The 22,798-nt window shown below is 34.9% G+C and carries 17 protein-coding genes, 1 pseudogene and 1 CRISPR repeat array; of the genes and pseudogenes, 4 read left to right on the top strand and 14 right to left on the bottom strand.

Features of this window, described 5'->3' with window-relative positions:
• Positions 1-138: 138 nt before the first annotated feature.
• The 3 genes from IGM09_RS02140 to IGM09_RS02130 are packed head-to-tail and all read right to left on the bottom strand — an operon-like array spanning position 139 to position 2,133.
• A complete protein-coding gene (locus IGM09_RS02140; protein WP_002419975.1) occupies positions 139-639 on the bottom strand; it encodes a S24/S26 family peptidase in 501 nt (166 codons plus the stop codon).
• Positions 636-908 carry a hypothetical protein gene (locus IGM09_RS02135; protein WP_002368006.1) on the bottom strand — a complete coding sequence of 91 codons (273 nt, stop codon included), beginning with the start codon at positions 906-908 and terminating at the stop codon, positions 636-638. Before IGM09_RS02135 ends, IGM09_RS02140 begins: the two co-directional genes overlap by 4 nt.
• Positions 901-2,133 (bottom strand): radical SAM/SPASM domain-containing protein, encoded by a 1,233-nt coding sequence (locus tag IGM09_RS02130; RefSeq protein ID WP_010713897.1) that lies wholly within the window; start codon positions 2,131-2,133, stop codon positions 901-903. Before IGM09_RS02130 ends, IGM09_RS02135 begins: the two co-directional genes overlap by 8 nt.
• Before the next feature lie 429 nt (positions 2,134-2,562).
• Here IGM09_RS02130 and IGM09_RS02125 point away from each other — a divergent pair, with 429 nt between their 5' ends.
• Entirely contained in the window at positions 2,563-4,125 is a 1,563-nt protein-coding gene (locus IGM09_RS02125; protein WP_010713899.1) for an ATP-binding cassette domain-containing protein, read from the top strand.
• Between the two features lie 15 nt (positions 4,126-4,140).
• Entirely contained in the window at positions 4,141-4,599 is a 459-nt protein-coding gene (locus tag IGM09_RS02120) for a helix-turn-helix domain-containing protein (RefSeq protein ID WP_002368000.1), read from the top strand.
• Between the two features lie 68 nt (positions 4,600-4,667).
• On the opposite strand, the gene IGM09_RS02115 is transcribed toward IGM09_RS02120, so the two are convergent.
• A complete protein-coding gene (locus tag IGM09_RS02115) occupies positions 4,668-5,009 on the bottom strand; it encodes a YlbF family regulator (protein ID WP_002355518.1) in 342 nt (113 codons plus the stop codon).
• A 62-nt stretch (positions 5,010-5,071) separates the two neighbouring features.
• Positions 5,072-7,258, bottom strand: a complete 2,187-nt coding sequence (locus IGM09_RS02110; protein WP_002366159.1) for a PBP1A family penicillin-binding protein — start codon at positions 7,256-7,258, stop codon at positions 5,072-5,074.
• A gap of 342 nt (positions 7,259-7,600) precedes the next feature.
• On the opposite strand from IGM09_RS02110, the gene IGM09_RS02105 reads away from it, so the two are divergent.
• Positions 7,601-8,464, top strand: a complete 864-nt coding sequence (locus IGM09_RS02105) for an RluA family pseudouridine synthase (RefSeq protein ID WP_033624821.1) — start codon at positions 7,601-7,603, stop codon at positions 8,462-8,464.
• 125 nt (positions 8,465-8,589) lie between these two features.
• On the opposite strand, the pseudogene IGM09_RS02100 reads toward IGM09_RS02105, so the two are convergent.
• The 5 genes and pseudogenes from IGM09_RS02100 to IGM09_RS02080 form a co-directional block, all read right to left on the bottom strand.
• Positions 8,590-9,144 (bottom strand): annotated as a pseudogene (locus IGM09_RS02100) (GNAT family N-acetyltransferase).
• A 23-nt stretch (positions 9,145-9,167) separates the two neighbouring features.
• Positions 9,168-10,676: a phosphoglucomutase gene (locus IGM09_RS02095; RefSeq protein ID WP_002398142.1), complete on the bottom strand. Its 1,509-nt coding sequence runs from the start codon at positions 10,674-10,676 to the stop codon at positions 9,168-9,170.
• A gap of 33 nt (positions 10,677-10,709) precedes the next feature.
• Positions 10,710-11,165 (bottom strand): arginine repressor, encoded by a 456-nt coding sequence (gene argR / locus IGM09_RS02090; protein WP_002355509.1) that lies wholly within the window; start codon positions 11,163-11,165, stop codon positions 10,710-10,712.
• A gap of 141 nt (positions 11,166-11,306) precedes the next feature.
• Positions 11,307-12,824 (bottom strand): ABC transporter permease/substrate-binding protein, encoded by a 1,518-nt coding sequence (locus tag IGM09_RS02085; protein ID WP_010713901.1) that lies wholly within the window; start codon positions 12,822-12,824, stop codon positions 11,307-11,309.
• On the bottom strand, positions 12,825-13,778 hold the full coding sequence (locus IGM09_RS02080; RefSeq protein ID WP_002363150.1) for an ABC transporter ATP-binding protein: 954 nt from the start codon (positions 13,776-13,778) through the stop codon (positions 12,825-12,827).
• A gap of 235 nt (positions 13,779-14,013) precedes the next feature.
• On the opposite strand from IGM09_RS02080, the gene IGM09_RS02075 reads away from it, so the two are divergent.
• A complete protein-coding gene (locus IGM09_RS02075) occupies positions 14,014-15,027 on the top strand; it encodes an acyltransferase family protein (protein ID WP_010713903.1) in 1,014 nt (337 codons plus the stop codon).
• An 882-nt stretch (positions 15,028-15,909) separates the two neighbouring features.
• Positions 15,910-16,407: direct repeats of the CRISPR family, unit length 36 nt; unit sequence GTTTTGGTACCATTCTAAACAACATGACTCTAAAAC.
• Between the two features lie 93 nt (positions 16,408-16,500).
• Here the strand turns inward: IGM09_RS02075 and csn2 are convergent.
• From csn2 to cas9, 4 genes are read right to left on the bottom strand one after another with little or no spacing between them, the layout of a single operon-like run.
• Positions 16,501-17,160: a type II-A CRISPR-associated protein Csn2 gene (gene csn2, locus IGM09_RS02070; protein WP_002364832.1), complete on the bottom strand. Its 660-nt coding sequence runs from the start codon at positions 17,158-17,160 to the stop codon at positions 16,501-16,503.
• On the bottom strand, positions 17,161-17,490 hold the full coding sequence (gene cas2 / locus IGM09_RS02065; protein WP_002364833.1) for a CRISPR-associated endonuclease Cas2: 330 nt from the start codon (positions 17,488-17,490) through the stop codon (positions 17,161-17,163).
• Positions 17,487-18,353, bottom strand: a complete 867-nt coding sequence (cas1, locus tag IGM09_RS02060; RefSeq protein WP_033624817.1) for a type II CRISPR-associated endonuclease Cas1 — start codon at positions 18,351-18,353, stop codon at positions 17,487-17,489. Before cas1 ends, cas2 begins: the two co-directional genes overlap by 4 nt.
• Positions 18,354-22,367: a type II CRISPR RNA-guided endonuclease Cas9 gene (gene cas9, locus IGM09_RS02055; protein WP_033624816.1), complete on the bottom strand. Its 4,014-nt coding sequence runs from the start codon at positions 22,365-22,367 to the stop codon at positions 18,354-18,356.
• Positions 22,368-22,798: the final 431 nt, after the last annotated feature.

Raw genomic sequence — 22,798 nt, 5'->3', positions numbered from 1 at the left:
TAGATTGTCCGTTTCTTCTTATATTTATAAAAGTAAAATAGCTATAATTGGTAAGAATAATAAGTGAAAATTTTTATAAATGATTTCAAATTTAGGATTACTCTAAAAACAGGTACTAAAGTAGTCCTTTCTATAAGTTCAAATACTGAATATTGAATCAAATTTATTAAAAAAATCATTTTGGTTTTTAGGTAAATTATTGCTTAAATATCTATAATAAATACAGAATTCTTCTGAATCAACAGGTACCTCAAAGTTCACCAAATTTTCTAAATGTATCTCTCTCAATAGATTTTTAGAAAGAACCAAGATATTAAAATTGTCACTAATTTTTTCATTACTATATATTGCTCTTATTTTTATCTTCTCTTTCACATAGCTGTCATCTGCCTGATCCTCTATCACGCCTACAATTGAATTAGTTCTTACAGGGGGATCAAAATATTTAAAATTATCTCCTTTACATATGGCTAGACCTTCTCCTATACTGACTACTCTATGTGCAAAAAAGTTGTTGTATAGACTTTTTATTACAACAATTTTACCTGTACTTATTTCAAAGTTACTACATTGTGCTACTAAAATATCTCCCTCTTTATATGTTGGCAACATAGATACTCCTTCTGCAACAAACCTCATTGCCTCATCACCACCACATCATATTTCAATAGCTCTTCTATAAATGCCTTAATTTGTTCTCTTACTATATACATATTTTGATTATCTGTATCAAATTCTTTAGATAACCTAGACACAGCTTCATCAATATTCTTAAATTTTTTAGCTTCGATTCTATGAAAAATAAATATTGAAGTTTTATCTTCAAGCATAAAGCCATCCTCATTTAATGATATAACTAAAAACTCTCCTTTGTCTTCATAATTAATTTTTTCATTAATACTAAGCATGCTCTTTACCTCCATATACAAATTGATACATTTGTTCCAAAATCATTCCTTTGATTATTTTGCATTCCTCATTATTGATTACATTCGAAGAATCATCCTTTGACTTTGAATAATAATGATTTGCTCTACACGAGCCTCCACAAAGCAGTTTGAATGAACAATTTTTACACGGCTCCATACCAAGGGACGAATAAGAGAAGTGATCAATTTTTTTATTCTTAAAAATATAGTCTAGCGGTTCGACTCTAACATTCCCTAAGTAAAAATCTTTTTGATCCAATAACTTACAAGTATAGACATTTCCCATGGGATCAATTGAAAATTCTCCGATACCTTGACCACAATGAACTTTAATTGTAAATGGATTTAAAGCTTTCTTGTATTTCATCGCAATCCGATCAATCTCTTTTCTTTCATCTTTTGTAAGAGAAATATCGTCAAATCCTCTACCCAATTTACAAAAAGTTCCAATATTTAAGTTTATTTTATGAGATTTTGCAAAGGTAACCATTGTATCAATGTCAGCAATATTATTTTTAGTAATTGTTTGATTAATGGCTAAATTTTTAAAGTTAAGTTTTATTAGATTCTCTAAAGCCTTTGTAGCAACTTTAAAGCATCCTCTTCCTCTATTGTCATCATTGTTATTTTCATTTAAAGAGTCTAAACTGATTGTAATTTTGTAACAACGTTCAGATAAAAACTTAGCTTGTTTGATGTTATAGGCTACTCTACCATTGGATATTAAGTTGCAGATAAATCCTTTTTTATATGCATTATCTAATATCTTATAGAAGTTCTTTTTTAAACCAACTTCTCCACCTGTAAAAACAATTTTTTTTACTCCAGCTACCTTTAACTGTTTAAAAATCTTATCATACTCTTCGTAATCTAATTCTCTACGTAGCTTTTTACCTGGACCTGCTTCAGCATAACAATAGGTACATTTTAAATTACATTCTTCGGTTACAACAATATATACCGTGCGTGGAATAGAGAAATTTTCTATTAATTTATGAAAATTCTCCTCTACTTCCAAGTCAGTGAAATCAAAGATTCTATACAATTCTATTTTTCTTAATAAGTCTTTTGAGATATCATGTCTATCTCTAGTTTTTAGATATTTTTCGAGAATAGGAAGTTCATTTTCTTCTATACCAATCCAACTACTAATAATTGGATTATGTACTATAACCTTGTTTCTATAAAAATAAAATTTTAACAAAAATTATCCTTCCCTTCTTTGTATACCTGAGAGCATTTAAACTTAAGCGTACATTATTAATTAAAGATAGAAAATTTAAGGAGCTAAGATTTATCGTTTCGTAATATTAAATGAAAAATTTGATTAAGTTACATTTCTTTATTCAAAATTGTTTTTTAAGTTCCAGTACCTACAAGGATTCCACACATACAGCCTAATTGAATTGTTTTGCCAATTTTTTTCAATTCTGGTTTATTAAATTTCATAGAAAATTCCTCCTCTCCTAAATAATCAGCTCCTTAAATATATTTCAAATAATACATGCTTTTCCTCATAAGGTCAAATATTTTCCTCTTTATTCAATATAATTTAGGAAAAAAAGCGAAAATATTGATATCTATTATGAAATTATATACAATGTGTTTAAGTACGAAAGGGGAGTTGCAAATCATGGAAAAGATTATGAAAAAAAATAAAAAATTTGTTTTTCTAGTTAGTTTGACTGCTATAGTCACCACATTAACCTCTTTAATTGCACCAATTATCATTCAATATCTAACAAATAAAAAAAACCTTAATTCACAGGCAATGATCTATATTTTCTTAGCCATGTTATTGTCTTTAGTAATACAATTAGTTATCATGGTTTATAAAGAAAATTTTGCTGCAAGATTCAATTCCAATTACTTATTTACTCTAATTAATAAAATGATACACCTTAAGTATGACTCTTACATTACTCTTGAGCCAACCTATTTGATTAATCGTATTTTTAGTGCTGTGGATGCACTTTATTTATTTTTGATATCTAGCTTCAGTGTGACAATTAAATCAATTTTCACTATCCTTTTATCTTTACTTATGGTCAGTTATCTTTCTATTGAAATTGTTTTATTCATGGTTTTATTGATTCCTTTAAACTATTTTGGATTTAAGTATATAAATAAAAAATTAAAAGTTCGAATGGAAAACATGCAAAAAAATGCAGCTGTTGCAAACAAAAATTTAATTTCTACGTTATCAAATCAAGATGCTGTTAAAGCCGGTATTTCAGCTGAAATATTAGAAAATTTACTCTACGAAAAAATCAATTTAATGTATCAATCCGTAGCTAGTACTAATAAATTCGCTCAAAGCACTAGTAGTATTGTTGCTTTTATTAATCAAAGTTTCCAAACTTTTGTTTATATTCGAACAAGTATGTTAATTGCGGCAGATAACTTGCCCATTTCCAGTCTAATTATATTAAGTATCCTTTTGCCTTTGTTTTTTTCCTCTTTGAGTGAATTATCTAAAGTTACTATCGATTTAAATACTTTAACAACAGCAAATACATTTATAAAAGATAGTTTAGACAAAAATATAGAAAGAGATGGTGACATAGATATAGATGCTATTGCAAGCATCCAGTTATTTTTTCCAACATTCGAGATAGACGGCAACCAATTTCAATACAGGATCCAAGAAAACCTACAAAATGGGGATCGAGTTTATTTAACGGGAAAATCTGGAAGTGGTAAATCATCTTTATTAAAACTATTACTAAAGTTTCGAGAATCAGCAGGAATTATGATTAACGATTTACCAATCAATGCAATAAATAATAAAAGTTTGAGAAACAAAATTGCCTATTTGGCACAAGAACCAACAATACTCACAGAAACTTTAGAAAAAAATATTGGTATGGGAACGCCTCTATCCTATGAACAAAAACAACTTATTTTAAATACAGGCATTCTTAATCCTATTTTGAAAACTAAGGACTGGGAAACTGTTTTAACTGAAAACGGTAGTAATTTATCTGGTGGAGAAAAACAAAGAATTGCAGTCGCAAGACTTATTTTAGCGGATGCCGATGTTTATATTTTAGACGAGAGTACCAGTAATATTGATGAAGAATCCAGTCAAGCAATCTTTGAAACATTATTAGAATGTGTCAAAGATAAAATATTCATCTTTACCTCTCACGATAAAAAAAATAGTCAATACGCTAATAAAATTATAAATATTTAAAGGAGACTTCTAAATATGTTGTCTGTAGAACAATTAGCCCAAGAATTAAATGTGACCACAAGAACCATTCGAAATTATTTGAAAGAAGGAAAAATAAAAGGAACAAAAATTGGTGGACAATGGCGTTTCTCAGAACGAGATATTTATGATTTTTTAGGAAAATCAGATGATATCATTGTAAAGAACACCGCTATCGAATCTTATGTAAAAGATGTTCCACAAAACAATGAAGGCCTTGTAACATTGACTTTCTCACTTAACACAGAAAGTGATATTGAATTCGTTAAAAATAAAATACTAAAACATTTCAACTCTGTTTACGGTAGTAATCAGCAAAACAAAAGTTTTGAATATCAGCTTTTGCCTAGAAACCTTGTTAGAATTACCTTAATTGGCCCTCATGCTTACATTTTAAATTTTGGAAACTGGCTAACAAACTTTATAGAATTATCGATTCAAAATTACCAAGAGTAGCTAGCTATTCACAAAATTAAATAATAATAAACCCCCAGAGAAGCACTTGCTTATCTGGGGGTTTATTATTAATCGTTATACATATCACGCACAGGAGTCATGATAATTCGGTTTAAATCATTGACAACTAAGCTAAACGCTTGTTCTTTTTGCATTAATTCGTTGATAACTGCTGTTTCTTGCACTTTCGTTGCAATGCTTTGTGCTTTTTCAGCATCTTCATCCGTGAATTCTTCGCCGCGCATTTGTTTTTCTTGAAGTCCTTGTTGGAATCCTTGGAATTCTTTAAACAATGTGTAAGCTGCTTCGTCTGCTTTTACTTCTTCATACGCTGCTTGTAATGCTTTAAATTCGTCTAACTCACGTAGTTCACGTTCAATCTGATTGGCTGTATCATAAATGTTACTCAATGGAATCCCTCTTTTCTCAATAGTTTCATCTTTATTGTACCATTTCTCTTAGGTTTTCCCAACTAATTTCCTAATAAGCCTCCGAAAATTCCTTCAATCTTGTCTTTGACTTTTTTCGCGCCGTCTTTAATTTGTCCCCCAACTTCATTCAATGTATCTCCGAAATTGCTAGCGCCGTCTTGAACAGAATTTCCAAAGTCTTTTAAGTTATCCCGCCAATTAGAATTGGCACCACCAGTTAAACTATCGTTGCTATCAACAACTTTCCCACCTGTGGCATAAGCATCCGCGACAGGAAATTGTGCTTGTTTGACTTGTGGCAAGATGCCACTGGCTTGACTGTTGAACACCTGAGAAGCATATGTGGCGCTACTACCTTCCAGATAATGGGTTTTACTGGTTTCTTGGAAGCCTAGCCAAGTAGCAATGACAACTTCTGGTGTATAACCAATCACCCACTGATCGTTCGTTTTACTACTATCGAAGTTGGTTTCTGTCGTACCTGTTTTACCAGCCATTACGTAGCCTGCTGGTTGTGCGTTGACCCCGCTTCCAGAACTAAAGACCCCTAGCAGCATACTTGTAATCCCGTCTGCAACATCTTTGGTAATGACTTGTTCTTTCTTGACTTTAGTATTATCAACTACAATTGCGCCAGTTGAGTCGACGATTTTTGTAATTAAATGCGTTTCAGTTTTATAGCCTTCATTGGCAAAGGCACTATAAGCTCCCGCCATAGTTAGTGGCGAAACACCCGTTTGTAATCCCCCAAGGGCTAAACCATAGTACCGATCTTTTTCTGATAATGGAATGCCAAATTTCTCTGTTTTTTCATAGCCTTTATCTAAACCAATTTGATGTAATAACCATACCGCTGGTAAATTTAAGCTTTCTCCTAAGGCTTGGTACATAGGAACTTCTCCACTGTACGTGCGGCTATAGTTTTGCGCTGGATAATAATCTTGTGGTTTATCTTCTAAAACAGAGTCTGGTTTATAGCCAGCCTCTAAAGCTGGTGTATAGACAGAAATTGGTTTTAAGGACGAGCCTGGTGAACGTTTTGTTTGCGTTGCAAAGTTAAAGCCTCGATAAACGTGTTCCCCTCGACCGCCCACCAGTGCTTGCACGCCGCCGGTTTTCGGATCAATGGCTACAGAGCCACTTTGAACCATGGCACCATCTTCTGCATTGGGTGGAAATAGTGCATCATTTTTATAAGTTGCATCCATCGCATCTTGATACCCCTGATTTAAAGAAGTGTAAATCTTGTAGCCTTTATTTAAAATATCTTCTTCTTTAAATTTATAACGATTGACCGCTTCATCAATTACCGCATCAAAATAATATGGATATTTGTAACTATTTTCGTCGCCAACATAGGTGTCATTTAATAGACTCGCTAAGTTAACACTCGCTTCTTGATTGGCTTCTTCTTGAGACAGTTTTTTATTGTCGACCATAAGTTGTAAAACGGTATTCCGTCGCGCTGTGGCATTGTCAATGTAATCAATTGGGTTATAGATTCCTGGCCCTTTTAACATGCCCGCTAGCGTTGCGGCTTCCCCCACTGTAACTTGGGACGCATCCACGCCAAAATATTTACGAGCTGCATCTTGCACGCCCCAGACACCATTACCAAAATAAGAATTATTTAAATACATTGCTAAGATATCTTTTTTCGAATATTTCTTTTCGATTTCAATCGCTAAAAATAATTCTCTGGCTTTCCTATCTAACGTTTGCTCTTGCGTTAAGTAAGCATTTTTGGCTAATTGTTGCGTAATTGTACTTCCGCCACCACCGCCACCGATTTTCCCGAAGGTCAATTTTCCAACAACCGCACGAGCAATCCCTTTAATGGAATACCCTTTATGTTGATAAAACCCGCGATCTTCAGTTGAAATAACCGCATCTTGAATATAAGGAGAAATATTATCCAGTTCCACAAAAGTCCCTTTTTGTCCGAATAATTTTCCGACTTCTTTTCCTGATTCATCATAAACGCGTGTTGATTCACTTAGCCCCGATTTTAGGGTCTCAACGTTTGCGGACTTGGCTAAGTAAAATAAATAAATACTGGCACCTAAAGCGACTACCAAACCAATTAACAAGAAAATTTTATTGATTTGATACTTTTTCCAAATCCGCTTTCTGGCTTGATGGAATTGTATTAAATAAGGCTTTATCCACGTCCAAAAATGACGTAATCCGACACCGACTTTACTAAAAAATTGTTTAAGATTATCCATAGTACTCCCTCTGTTTACGTTTCTTGGCTAAGTCTACCATATTCTTGTGGGTACGACCTAGGTCTAAAGCATGAAAAATTCTTGAAAAACAATTTCAATGGTCTTTTCGCTGTAGCAAAGGAAATATGGCCTTCACTAGAGGTAAATAATTGCTTACGCTTAGAAACGAGTCTTTATTTAGCCTCTATTCTATCATGCTTTTCTTCGTTTTTTATGTAAATTTGTTTAAGAATCTCTCAAGGAACTGCCTTTCTAACAAATTTCAGCTTTTTTTCCGTTCTGACTTGACCTTTTGAGTAGCTTTGTTACACTAAATAGCGAATCAGTGAAAGGTGGGATTTGGTGGAATATTCAATGAGATTACCTGAAAATTTTTCAACAATGACTGTAAAAGAACTATTAGAAAATGAGTGGCTAGTCCCTCGAAAAGTGCGCCATTTTTTACGCACGCGAAAAAATGTCAAAATCAACGGAGAAACAGCTGCTTTTCATTTTCCAGTCCAAGCTGGCGATTGTGTCACCTTAACGTTTGAAGAAACCGATTATGTGCGTCCCACTATTCATTTGGGTGACGCAACGCGTGTGAAGGTTTTATATGAAGACGAACATTTAATGATTGTAAATAAACCTTATGGCATTAAAACCCATCCAAATCAGCCACAGGAAACAAACACCTTGTTAAATCATGTTGCTGCCTATTTAGCTGAGAAAAATCAGGTCCCTTATGTCGTTCATCGATTAGATAAAGAAACCAGTGGTGCGATTGTCTTTGCTAAAAATCCTTTTGTCTTACCTATTTTAGGGCGTTTATTAGAAACAAAACAAATTTACCGCCAATATCAAGCGATTGTAGCTGGTCACTTTAACCAAAAAGAGCAGACAATCAATCAGCCGATTGGTCGTGATCGGCATGATCGCCGGAAACGACGGATTGATCCTCAAAAAGGGGATTCAGCGATTACACATGTCCAAGTGGTCAAAGCTCTTTCTAATAATCAAACCGCAGTTACCTGTGTTTTAGAAACAGGTCGGACGCACCAAATTCGGGTCCATTTAGCTAGCGAAGGGCATCCAATTATTGGTGATCCGTTATACAACCCAAAATCGCAGGCAGCTCGTTTAATGCTCCATGCTTCACAACTTCATTTACTCCATCCGTTTACAAAAAAACAAATCGTTGTGACTGCAGCGCCTGGCCTATGGTAAAAAAAACAGAAGAAATCGGACGGTAACCGCCGATTTCTTCTGTTTTTTTTATTTTACCGCACATTCACTGCTGAGAACGGTATATCTGCGTTTGCTCAGTGTCTTGGTGTTAAACAGTTCCTGAGCTAACTCTCAGCCTTAATCATTTGTAGCCACTCTTTTTGTAAAATTCCGTAATTGTAGATATCCAGCCATTGGCCATCTTGAAATAACGCTTCTCTATCAATTCCTTCTTTTTTGAAGCCTACTTTTTCATAAACATGAATCGCTTTTTGATTGTTACTATTGACAGCTAATCTGATTTTGTGCAAGCCCAATTCATAAAAAGCAAATTTACAAATTAAAGACACCGCCTCAAAGCCATATCCTTGACCTCATTGCTCTTTTTGTAAAATAGCAATCCCTAAATTGGCCCCTCTATTTTTCAACTGTACATCAGACAACGAGACCCAACCAATAAATTTCTCTGTCGTATTTTCTAAAATAGCAAATAGAAATCGATCATCTTCTCCTTTATTAATCGTGAAATCTTTCCATTCTTCAAGCCCCCACGGATGTAAAGCATCCCAGCTCAAATGCCGAAGCAATTCATTATCCCATTGCTGTTTTGCAATATGTTCGATATATTCTTCTCTAAAATGAGAAAAGCCAATGTGTTTTCCTTTTAAGACATTTTCCATAAGAACACCTTTAATTTCCTAGATTATTTTTCTATTTGCTGACTATCTATTTCCTCATATTTTTGTAAAAAAGTGGCAATTTTTTCGATGACACACGCATTTTTATCGCTTTGGTCATTCTCTACCTGAAGAACAAGCAACGGTTCATGCAGACTTAAGCGTAGCAAAAACCAACCACTGCCATATTGACCAGACACGTTTCCCCGAACACCTTCTTGGTTTTCACGGTCCACAGCAAAGTCTGCTTGATTTTCTACAAACAATTCAAAGTCTCGCAAGACTTGTTGCCCATAACAAGTAACATCCTCCGCAGTAATTTTGAAGCGAAATTCGTTGGTTTCTGCCGGTTGCTTCAATGTAGCAATCAGATCACCTAACGTTTGATTGTTTTGTTTCAATTCTGGTAACAACATTAAAATTTTTGCCACGACATATGCACCATCATCCAGATTGTAGTTTTCTTGAAACGCTGCATGACCACTGGTTTCAATGGCTAACGGTGTCTGAAAGCCCCCATGATTCAATTCAATCATTTTATTAATGACATTTCGGTAACCAGAAATATAACGAATCTGTTGGCCGCCTTTTTCTTCAATAAATGTTTTTAAATGACTTGAGGTTGGCGAATTTGTCACAATATAACTACCAGGCGCTTCTTTTAAAACAATTGCCGCTAAAACAGCAATTAAATTATTTCGGTTTAGTACCTCACCTGATTGGTCCACCACAGCCGAACGATCTACATCTGTATCAAAAATAATGCCCAAATCTGCCTGATTAGCTAAAACAGCTGTTTGAATACTTTTCATTGCTTCAGAATTATCTGGATTAGGTACATGATTAGGAAAATGCCCATCTGGTTCTAAAAACTGTGATCCCGTCGTATCAGCGCCCAAAACTTGAAGAACCTGCTCCGCAAAGAAGCCCCCAGCCCCATTACCCGCATCAACGATAATTCGAAAGCCCTGTAAAGGTTTCTCTTCTGGCGAATGAATTCCTTGGCGGATTTTTTCCACCAAATGCTCCGCATAAATTGGCAGTAACTCTTGCTTCATCAGTGTGCCATTTTCATTGGCCGTCAGCGGATCAGTATGAGATAAAATATACCGAATATCTTCTTTCTCTGCTCCACCTTCTGCTGTGAAGAACTTCAAGCCATTAAAGTAATAAGGCAAATGGCTAGCTGTAATCATAATCGCTGCATCACATTGAAGCGTTGGAAATTGAGTAGCCATAAACATAGCAGGCGTCGTAGCTAAACCAACGTCAATCACCTGAATACCTAATGAAAGAAACGTATCTACTAATGCTTGCTTAATCGGCTCCGCCGTTAGACGACTATCATGTCCGATTGCAATTGTCAGGCGCTGTTGTGCCTTTCGTGGCAGCTGTTTTTTGTCCTGTAACCAACGAACCACGCCCACCGCAATCTCGGCTACTGCTGTTGCGGTTAATGTTGCAGTTTGCTCTTCCGTATCCAAAGCAATTCCCCGAATATCCGAACCATTTTGTAGCGCTTTCAATTCTACCAAGAAAAAAACTCCCTTCTATTGATGCTTTCAATTTTAAAAAATCATATTTTCGATGCGTTCGATAAAGTGTTCCGCATCCTCTTCTGAACGTGTAATCACAATAATCGTATCCGCACCAGCCACTGTACCAGCCACTTCTGGATAAGCTACTTCATCTAAAAAGTTACTCACCACATCGGCATTTCCCATCTCTGTATGCAAGATGACAATAAATTGTACTCGCTCCATTCGAACAACTGAATCTTTTACTGATTCTCGTAATTTCTCTTCACTGCTTGTGCCTTGTGCTTGAGAAAAAATTGCATATTTGACACGACCATCTGCACCATGTGTTTTAACAATACTCATTTCACGGATATCTCTTGAAACAGTCGCTTGAGTGGCTCGGACGCCAAGTTCTTCCAAACGAGTGATTAATTCATCTTGTGTTTCAATTTCTTGTTGCATAATTAATTGTTTAATCAAACGTTGACGTTCTGCTTTTTTCATATAGACCACTCCTCTCCATTCATTTCTTTTATTATATCCAAAAATGAGCAAAAATACAGGTACTTTTCACATTAAACTCTTTATTTATCTGAAAAAGACTGGATAAATGTTTATATACCAGTCTTTTTCAGTAAAAAATACTTATTTAAGAAGATTCTTTTCTTTTAAATAGTCTTTCGCCACTATGCTAGGGTCTTGCCCCTCCACATTGACTTGATAATTCATTTCACTCATTTCTTCTTCGCTAATTTTTCCTGCCAATTTATTCAATATTTCTGCTAATTCTGGATATTTTTCCAACGTTGCTGTTTTAATAAGTGGTGCTCCTTGATAAGGCGGAAATAGCGCTTGATCATCTTCTAACGTTACTAAATCGTATTGTCTCAATTCACTATCCGTTGAATAGGCATCAATCACATTTACCTCACCATTATTAATCGCTTGATAGCGTAACGCCGGTTCCATCGATTGGACATTCAGATTTAAATGATATTTTTCTTGTAATCCCTTATAACCATCTTGCCGATCAATAAATTCTAACGTAAAACCTGCTTTCAACTGATTGCTAATTTTCTGTAAATCACTAATCGTTTTTAATTGATGCGCTTTTGCAAATGAGCGCTTAACTGCGACGGCATACGTATTTTCATAGCGCATCGGTTTCAGCAAAGTAAGGTTTTCTTGTTTTTTCAAGCCAGCGCGTGCCGCTTCATAGACTACTTGAGGTTGATTGTCTAGCTGAGGAGGATTTTTTAAAAAGGTCTCGATCACTGTTCCTGTAAATTCTGGATAAAGATCGATTTCATCTGATTTCAAGGCATTATATAAAAAAGTAGTCTTGCCAAAGTTTGGCTTTAACGTCACCTGAATGTCGCTATTTTCTTCAATTAAGGCTTTATACATATTAATAATAATATCTGGTTCCGCTCCTAATTTGCCAGCAATTGTCAGCTGTTTTTCCTTTGAAGAAGTTTGTTGATTCCAGAAAAATGAACCACCTAACAAAAGGCCTAAAATAGTACCGCCAATGATTAGTCGCCGCCCATTCGCTTTTTCCAACCAATGAATTCCATAATTAAATAAGACTGCTAGTGCAGCTGATGAAAGAGCTCCAATAAAAATCAACGATAAATTATTTCGATCAATTCCTAATAAAATGAAGGTCCCTAAACCGCCTGCTCCAATTAACGCTGCCAATGTGGCCGTACCAATAATTAAAACGGTAGCCGTTCGAATCCCAGAAATAATAAATGGTAACGCCATTTGTATCTCAAACTTAAACAATTTTTCTTTTTTACTCATACCAAATGCTTCTGCGGCTTCTTCTAACGAAGGATCAATTTCCGTCAAACCAGTATAGGTGTTTTGTAAAATTGGGAATAAGGCATAAATCACTAGCGCAACAATTGCCGGTGGTCGACCAATACCAATTAACGGAATCAGTAAGCCTAGCAAGGCTAAAGAAGGGATGGTTTGGAAAATCCCAGTCACTTGTAACAGACTTTCCGCTAACTTGCGATGACTCGTTAAATAAATGGCTAAAGGAATTGCAATCAATGCAGCGAATAATAACGAAATAAAGGACAATTGCATATGCTCGATTAACGCTTGCAGATATTCTTCTTTTCGAGCGAAAAAAGTTTCAATCAGTGCTTGCATCTACTGTCCCTCGCTTTCCAACAGCTGTTCCATAAAACGAGTAATCGTTTTTGAGGTGATACACCCTAAAACTTGTTGTTTTTCTACTAAATTTGCTTTCTCTTGCGCATTAATGAGTTGGACAATCTCTTTTAAATTGGTTTCCATGAAAACAGTCGGCACTGGCTCAATCGTCTCATCTGCGGCTTCTAAAAATGCAGTCAAGTCAGCGCCACAATAGTTCGCTAGTTCTGGCGAAGATTGTTTGAAAAATTGACCGACAAAGTTATTTTTCGGATGTTTTTGAATGGCTTCTGGCGTATCGACTTGAATAATTTTACCAGCGTCCATAATACAGATGCGCTCCCCTAACAATAAAGCTTCATTCATATCATGGGTTACAAAAACAATGGTACTCGCTAATTCCTGATGAAGTTCTTTCACCAAACGTTGAAGATGATGTCTTGAAATCGGATCTAGCGCGCTAAAAGGTTCATCCATTAAAATCACTTCTGGTTCGGCTGCAATGGCGCGTAAAATCCCGATACGTTGTTGTTCGCCTCCTGAAAGCGCTGCTGGCTTACGATGCAGATATTCCTCAGGATCCAGCTGAACTTTTTTCAATAGTTCAATGGTTCGCTCTCTGCGTTGCTCTTTGGGCCATTTTTTCATTTCAGGAATCAACTCAATATTTTCCGCCACGGTTAAGTTAGGAAATAAGGCAATTTGCTGAAGAACATAGCCAATTTTTAGTCGTAATTCACGTAAAGGATAATTGGTTACCGCTTGTTCATTGAGAGCCACTTCACCTGTCGTTGGCTCAATGAGCCGATTAATCATTTTCAAAGTCGTCGTTTTTCCACTACCACTCGGCCCTACTAATACAAAAAATTCGCCTTGTTGGATTGTTAAATTCACATCGGACAAAACAGCATTTTCTTGATATACTTTTGAAACATTTTGAAATTTTATCATTTATTTTCACCGCATCTTTCACTTCTTAATAAACAAAATCTTTGGAGGATCGTCACTCTTTCAGTATAATTTAAGACTAACATCCTGCCTAATTTTTTGTTTTAAGCGCAAGTATGTGGGGCTCATTTAACGGCTGCCGGTTCGTATCTACAATTATCTACTCAATGAATGGAAAAATTGTCCTCTTCTGCCTTAAACAAAAGTGAACTGTTTTCTACTAAAAGGAGTGATCGTTATGGAAAACGACAAGCGAATTTATAAATGGGACAACGTGAAACTTTTTTTAATTTTCTTAGTGATTTTTGGGCATATTTTAGATCGTGAAGCTTCTCCTTCACGACTCATGGAAACGATCAACTTTTGGATCTATTCATTCCATATGCCAGCCTTTATTTTTGTCTCTGGACTCTTCAGTAAACATGCCATTAAACAACGAAAATATCTCCGTTTACTTTCCTTTGTTTGGCTTTATCTCTTAGCGAAGTTGTTGATTACGCTTGCTAATTTCGCCTTTGCAAATAAAATGAATTTTGATTTACTGAACGAAACGGGCGTTCCTTGGTACTTACTTTCCTTAGCAAGTTTCTACTTAATTACCATCTTTCTTCAGCGCGTTCAGCCGAAAATCATGTTGCCAATTATCGTTGTTATCGGCTGCGCCTCAGGCTATTTACCTGTGGAAGGTTTCTTGTCTTTAGGACGGACTCTGGGCTTCTTCCCTTTCTTCTATTGTGGCTACTTAATGGATATTCAAAAGCTGCAAACCTTTTTAGATCATCGCAAAGTCAAATGGGCAGCGATAGGTGTAATTTTAAGCTCCTTTTTATTTGTAAATAGTCAATGGTCATTGGCAACGAAATTTTGGGGCTTCTTAACTGGTTGGGCTTCCTACGCTGAAATTAGTCCGGCCTTTGAATACAGTAGTTTCATTCAGCTGTTCTTTTACGTTGCTGCAGCATTGGTGTCTCTTTCTTGGTTTGCATTATTGCCGAAACGAAAGTTACCTTTAAGCGCCCTCGGAAAAGATACCCTTTACCCTTATCTCTTGCATATGCCCTTAATTATTCTGTTGGAAAGTGGTTTACAATTAGACACACTCTTTAAAGAATGGTTTACTTTCCGAATCCTGGCACTTTTCTTCTTAGCCCTCTTCATTTTAGCTATTACGAATATGCCTGTGGTGAAACGGGGAGCGGATTATCTTTTTAATCCACAATCAATAATGATTCCCAAGAAAATATACAAATAAAGAGCATAGAAAATTAATCCGCTTTCTATGTTTCATGAATCTCATTAAGCATCTTTAACCACATTGAAAGGTTTATCTTTCAATGTGGTTAACTTGACTTTAATTGGGTCCTCAGTTTTACTTTTTTGTATCATCAAATAGTACAACAAAAGCATGAAATATTAATAAAACAGGGAGTGTCATTTTCAATAAATTGGGGATTAATTCTTGATTTATAGATAAGTGATTTTTATTCAAAAGAAATAAATGCGAACATATATAGCCACTATAAAAAAGTAAACTACATAAAGTAGCATTTGAAAAATGCCAATTTTTATTATCCAGTTTCGTAGAAAGCGCATTCATTAAAAAGCGTCTATAAATATAAATAAGTAATGTTCCAAACAGAGTTAATGTATGTAAATCTTCATCGGACTGTAGCGTAAAAAATTTTGATACCATTAGTAAATTCGTAACTACTTTAACATATTCCATTTCTTTTTTTATTTTGTTAAATCCTTTCCTTCTTATTATAATCACCTCCTTAAATATTTAACTAATGATTAATATAGAAAAATTGTAGCATATAAAAAAAGGAGGAACAACTACTTTTAAAATCAATAACTTCGTTCAACACATATAATAACAACATAGCTGTAAAACTAAATATTTAACTAATCGTACTCTCTATTCGTAAAGTAATAAATAACGTGACTCTAAAATTAAATAATTTCGTAATCGCATCACTTGCTCTAGCAAAGCTTCAATTTATTACTTATATTTTTTATATAACAATCACATTTATACATATTAACGATATTTTTACATCAATCATATCGTATTTGCGAAAACTAAACAACATGATTCTAAAACAAAAAAGCAAACCTACGAATAATACCGCAAGTTTTGGTACCATTCTAAACAACATGACTCTAAAACTGGCTGGCCAACACGACATCTAGCAGCAAGGTTTTGGTACCATTCTAAACAACATGACTCTAAAACAGTATTGCTATCCAGTGTGGATTCGGCTAGGTTTTGGTACCATTCTAAACAACATGACTCTAAAACTTTGCATTTTGCGTAGTGACACGAGCAACAGTTTTGGTACCATTCTAAACAACATGACTCTAAAACTAAACTGGCGAATACAAACTAGGTGATCCAGTTTTGGTACCATTCTAAACAACATGACTCTAAAACAACTAATAAAGGGATGCATCAGCTTGCAAGGTTTTGGTACCATTCTAAACAACATGACTCTAAAACAAATGAGGAATGCTTAAAATTCTACCATTTGTTTTGGTACCATTCTAAACAACATGACTCTAAAACGAATATGAACAAGTGTTTGCAGAAGATGATGTTTTGGTACCATTCTAAACAACATGACTCTAAAACCTCGGAGAATTATTTTTTCTCCAAAGTTCCGTACTCGCATCACTTATCCATAGCTAGATTTCAGTTTAGAATGAACCACTAATCAATAACAATTTAAGCTTTTTCATAACTCAAATAAAAGTTTTCGTCCAAAATATATTGGAATCTGTTCTGGACCACCCTTTGTTCTAAAAACAGGACATCCACATTATTTAAAGAGATATATTCTACCACTTGTTGCACTTCATCCTCTGTTAAATACGTACACGCATTAATAAAAATCAATAATTTTTTCTTTGATAAATAACGATGTACTTGTGTAATTTCCATAACTTTTTCAAAAATCGTATCACTCGTTGTTTCGATTTTGATTCCAAGAGCTTTGAAAAGTTCCTGCACAGTGATGCCATCTTCTTCCAAATCCATTTCATGTTCCAACAATTCATAGCCAATTAATTGACTAATTGTTCCAGTTAACTTCTCAATCATTGATTTGACTTCTGGTTTATCATTTAATTGTGCTTCTAAATCCCCATAGATTAATTTCAGCGTGGCAGCCGAATTAACGTCATAGCCTAAAATATCCGTAACAACAAATAATTCTGTTGGTTTCAGCCCTTTTTGTTGCGCATCAAATAGTTTCAACTCATTTTCCCCATCATATTGATAAATTAACTTCACTAGATGAGCAAAGGTTTGAACGTCTTTAATCGTTAAAAAGGTGGCTTTTTCAATTTCAATGGGTTCTTCCAATAAAGAAAAATTAACTCTCATCTATTCTTCTCCTAAAAAGACAATCCGTTCATCTGAATTAGCAACTCGATTGTCTTGTTCTCCATGCAAATAAATCATTCGAGAAAATTGTTTTTCTGTTACATTTAATAGTGTAATTAGTCCTCTTTGCGGATTATTCTGCTTTAAGCGAGCCAACATTGCTTTATTAGCAGTATCATTCAACAAAATTTTGCTGTAAACCGAAAATTGATGCATAATAAATCCTTCATTAATCAAAAATTTCCGGAACTTCCGATACGCTTTCCGGTCACTGGCTGTGTCCGTTGGCATATCAAACATTAATAATAGACGCATATATCGATAACTCATATCCCAAACTCTGGAACTCCTTCCTCCTCTTGATTCAGAACTTTTACTACATGTTTTGTATAATCGGTAGCAATATTGGTTAAAAACATTTGTTTTTTCTTGTACATATACGTATTCATAAACAAAGCAAATAACTTACGTTTCATTATCGGAAAGGCTTCTTTTCTATTCTCATAAATGATTTGATCTACCAATGGACGAAAAGGCTCCATAAGATCACTTGCTAAGTTAAAGTCATTAAATTGGTTGGCATGTTTTAGTCCTAGTTGTGTAAAACAACCTGTCTGGACTAACTCTCGAGCAAAAATACTTAATAACAACGTATAACCATAGTTTAAACCAGCATTAATGTCATTTTCTTGTTCACGTGTAAAATCATTGCCGAAGAGAGTATTAAAGTAACTTCGAGCTGCATGACCTTCTCGATTGGCTGGATCAAACAGACGTAATTCAGCGCGCATAGCTAACAAAGCAGCAGCCTTTTGGCTATAGTCTCGTTGCACTAAGTGTAAACTCTGATTGGTGATTTTTTGTGCAATAATCGCTGTCCAAACTTGACCTTTTCGTTCTTCCGTCCAAGCCAACTGACGTGTCAATTGCAAGCTACTATCATGCCGTCCATAAAAGGGCAAAATTTTACCAATTGGCAAACGCTTATCATCGCAAAATAACACTAATATTTTTTCATCAATTAATCGTTTTAATAGCATCGTGGTTAACGAAATGTCCGTTGTTTCCAACAACAAAACATCAATTTCAGACAAATGAATTAATTCTTGGTGATCAATTGCTTTAAAAACAAGATGATTGTTTTTATAGGATAATTTTGAATGCTTATTAACCACTACCGTTCGCCAGCCCATCTAGTCGACAACCTTTCTGCGTGTTTCATACAGGCCCGTAGTCGATTGGTAAATGATAGTGGCATCAAAAATTTCTTTGATTGACGTGTAGCGTGCTCGCTCAATATCTTTTTGGAAAAATTTAAACGTACTTGGTGCGCCCATCGCATTAAACTGCATAAGTTGGATAAAGGATGCCGCAATCTCTTTCACATCTGCTGTTTGATTTGCTTCAAAAAGTTTCACAATTTGCTGGACTTTTGACTTGGCTAATGTATGCACTTCAGCAAAGTCAACCACTCTCTCTAAAATCTCTTGAAATTCTGGTTGATGTTGTTCTACATAAGCCAAACTTTCTGATTGATTTGGTAATAAACATTGTTTCGCATGGTACAGTAATGTAAGTAAACGTTCAGGTAAAACCATCTGGTTCCCTTTTTGCGCTTCTTTAGCGCTAGCTAATAAGCGCCGGCGCCCCTCTGGAAATTCATACAGTGTATACTTAGGCAATTTCATTAATACACGAGGCCGCAGGAAGCCTTTCTCCTCTAAAAAAAGAATAGGATTTTGTTCAAACCTTGTTTTTTCCATAATCGTAATGCCCAGTATCTCCTGTTTAATAAGAGGTTTTTTACCTTTTTCATGCGTGAATAACACTGTATAAGCAACCACAGGACTATCAAAACCGCCATATTTTTGGGGATCCAAACCATTTTTGACAGGAATCAATTTATTCGATGGTCCTTTGGGTTTAATCGACTCTTTTGAAAAACCGCCTTTTTGCACTTCTACTTTTTTGACAATATTCATTTGATGGTAATTTAATTCTTTTTTGATAGTTTTCAAATAACTGTTACTCCAAAGAATTTCGCCATCCTTCGTGAACCGTGGTTCATCTTCCGTGAAAAAGCGCAGCAAATTTGTATAAATTATAGCCTTCGCCATGGCTTTATTTTCTTTAAAGGCCTGGAACTTAGGATATTCTCCATAAACAAATTCTGGTGCTAAATTAGGGTAAACTTTTAATAACGTGGTTGCGACCACACAGTTTAAATAAGCATCTTGTCCATGGTGATAATCATTCACTTCACGAACTTTATACAAGCCAAAAATCGAACGAAATTGGCTCGTTAAACTAGCTTTCAAGGTGATGATTTGGACTTTTTTCTCTTTTGACTTGGCATTGTAGCGTTGATCTAAGATCCCTGCAACATTTTTGGTAATTTGACGAGTTTCTACTAATTGTCGTTGGATAAAATGCGCTTTGTCTTCGAGAGTCAAGCCACCTTGCTCCCCCTTGGTCAGACGTTGGAATTTCCGTTGACTAATTAAGCCAGCAGCATATAATTTCTCCCAATAAGCTTTCATCTTCTTAACAACTTCCTTGCTAGGTACATCATCGGATTTCCCTCGATTTTCAGTAGAGCCCACTAAAACTAGGTTATCCAATGAATCGTCTTTCATAAAACTTTGTGGGATAATATGATCAATATCATAGTGAGATAAACGATGAAGCGATAATTCATCTCCCGTGTACATATCTTTACCATTTTGCATATAGTAAAGGAAAAGACGGGTATCTCGTAACTGTTCATTAGTCGTTGGTTGTTCTTTTAATAAATTGCTGCCGATTTCGGCCATTGCTTTTTCAACTATTTTCAAGCGTTGGATGGATCTTCTTTTGCCAGTGCTAGTCGTTTGATTTTCACGTGCCATTTCGACAACAATCCGCTTAGGCGCATAACCCATAATCGCGACTAGTTCATCGACAATTTTTAAACTTTGATAAATTCCTTTTTTTATTGCTGGGCTACCAGCTAATTCATTGACAGTTTCACTTAATGTTTCTTCATGTTCACTGGACTGTGCTTTTTGAATCGCATTTTTAAAAGATAATTGTGAATCATTAATCAGTTGCATAAAATTGCGATTATAGTGTTTTGAGACCCCGTCATCTTTAATTAAATAGTCCAAAATTGTTTTACCCGATTCTTTATCGTAGATACCATTGATTAATTTCTTCGACAATCTTCCCCAGCCAGTGTAGTGCTTGCGTTCTAATTTTTTTAGTACTTCTGCTGAGAACTGCCCTTTGAATGTGGAAAGTTGAGTCCGAATTCGTTGCCGATCTTCAAAAATAGTTAAAATTTTTATGATATCTTCCAATTTTTCGGCATTATCTGGGTGGTCTAATTCTGCTCTTGTCAAACCACATTTCAGTAAATCCTGATACGTGCTAAAACTAGCATTAAATTGGTCTTCTTCAAGTCCACTAAGCGTGACAATCTCCGTATTATATTCGTTTCGATAGAATTGAATTATATCCTTTTTCTTAACTTTTCGACGCGTCTTAAACAGATAATCAAAGATTTTTTCTTTTTCCTTACCTGAAAAATTGGCTTTGATTCCTCGATCATCCGTATAAGAAATCTTGGTCAATTCATTAAATACCATAAACTTTTCATATAACAAACTATGTTTCGGTAAAACTTTTTCAGAAGGTAAATACGTATCAAAATTGGTCATTCGTTCAATAAAGGCTGTCGCTGATTGGTCCAAATCAACGGTTTCTTGAAGGTTCCAAGGACGAATTGGTTCCTCACTTTGACGTTTTAACCAAGCGAAGGTACTTGCATCTCCTTTTGATAATGGTCCGACATAATAAGGAATTCGAAATGTAACCAGTTGTTCAATTTTTTTTTGATTTTCTTTTAAAAATGGATAATAGGCCGCTTGACGATGAATGATTGCTTGTAACTCAGCCAAATGAATTTGATGAGGAATCACCCCATTATCAAAGGTCCGTTGCTTTCTTAAAAAGTTTTCTTGCGCAATTTTTTCTAAAAAATATTCTGCTCCAGCAATATCTTGAATGATTTTCTTAACATACTGGTAAAATTTAAGCTGTGAAACCTTACCCGCGTGTGCAATGTAGCCTGCATAGCCGTCTTTCTGTTCATTTTTAAAGAGATTATCATATTCGTCTGGACAATTTTCACGAATAAATCGTTTGAAATTTTTTAAATCTTCTTGATGTTCTGTAAAACGGACAATCATGCTAGAAGATAATTTCGCGTGACTTTTTTTATCCGAATCTGCTAAAATCGTTGATAATTCAACTGCATCGTACACATTTTTAGCAGCTAAAAACACGTCACTATATTCATCCCCAACCTTTGCTAAAATGCCTTCTAAATCTTCTTCATAGCTTTCACTAGCGTAAGTTATTTTGGCTTCTTCTTCCAAACCAAAAACTTTTTTAAAGTCAGCTTTATTCCCTACCATTAGCTTTAAGAACTGACCAAATAAGCCATTAGCTTTTTCTTGAGGAAATTGTTGTAAGACTTTTTCAGATTTTTTAGTCCGAGAAGCTTTTTCAGTCAACTCTTCCTCAATCAAGACAGATTCAGGTAAAGGCGCACTAACTAAGCGACTCTCCCCATTCACAAAGGTTTGGTTATAAATGACCATAAATTGTTGAAATTGGTCTTTAACAGAAATATTTTCTGTACTTAATTTTCCTTCAATTAAAAAATGTCCACGATATTTGACAATATGGGCCAACGCCAAATAAATTAGTCGTAAATCTGCTTGCTCAGATGAATCTGCTAATTTTTTACGTAAATGGTAGATTGTCGGATACGTTTCATGGTAAGCTACTTCATCTTCCAACTTAGCAAAAATCGGATGTCTGTGCCACTTCTTATCTTCAGGCACTAAAAAACTCTCTTGTAAACGAGCAAAAAAGTTTTCATCCAAAGCTGTCATCGCTTCTTCAAAAAAAGCTTGTAAGTAGCGTAAACGATTCCGTCGACGACTAATTCTTCGTCGTGCTGTTCTTTTTAATCGGCGATCTTCGGCTGTATGCCCTTCTTCAAATAAACGCACACCCCAAAAATTTTTCTTGATTTTCTTTTTTTCAGTATTTCCATAAATAGGCATTTTTTTCTTCACCAACTGATAGTCTTCTGTCATAACTGCCCAGCCGACAGAATTAGTTCCTATATCCAGACCAATAACGTAATCTTTCTTCATTTTATTTCCACTCCTTTTTTTAAATTACTACTTGAATGATTTTTATTCTATGCTATAATTTAGTTAAGTTCTTTTGGGACTATTCTAAACAACATAGCAAGTTAAAATAAGGTTTCAACCGTAATCAACTGTAAAGTGGCGCTGTTTCGGCGCTTTTTTTGTTTGAAATTTAAAAGTAATCGTTTCCAAATCAATCAAACTGAATAACACTACTTAAAGTTTACCATTCTTATTTTCTTAAAAAAAGGGTTATTTATAGTTTTTTTAACTAATATAGTTATATATGTAACAAAAATAACATTATCTAATTAGGAATCTCTTAGCTTAATTCCTTTACTTTTCTTAAAATAACAAATCTATATTTATTGTATGGTAATATCTTTTACTATTTGTTGATATTATCAAACTTTACATGGCAAAAAAAGGCAAAA

This window comes from Enterococcus sp. DIV0167, assembly GCF_050541555.1.
Taxonomy (GTDB): domain Bacteria; phylum Bacillota; class Bacilli; order Lactobacillales; family Enterococcaceae; genus Enterococcus; species Enterococcus faecalis.
The sequence above is the reverse complement of the archived record's forward strand: the minus strand, read 5'-3'. Positions and strand labels throughout refer to the sequence as shown.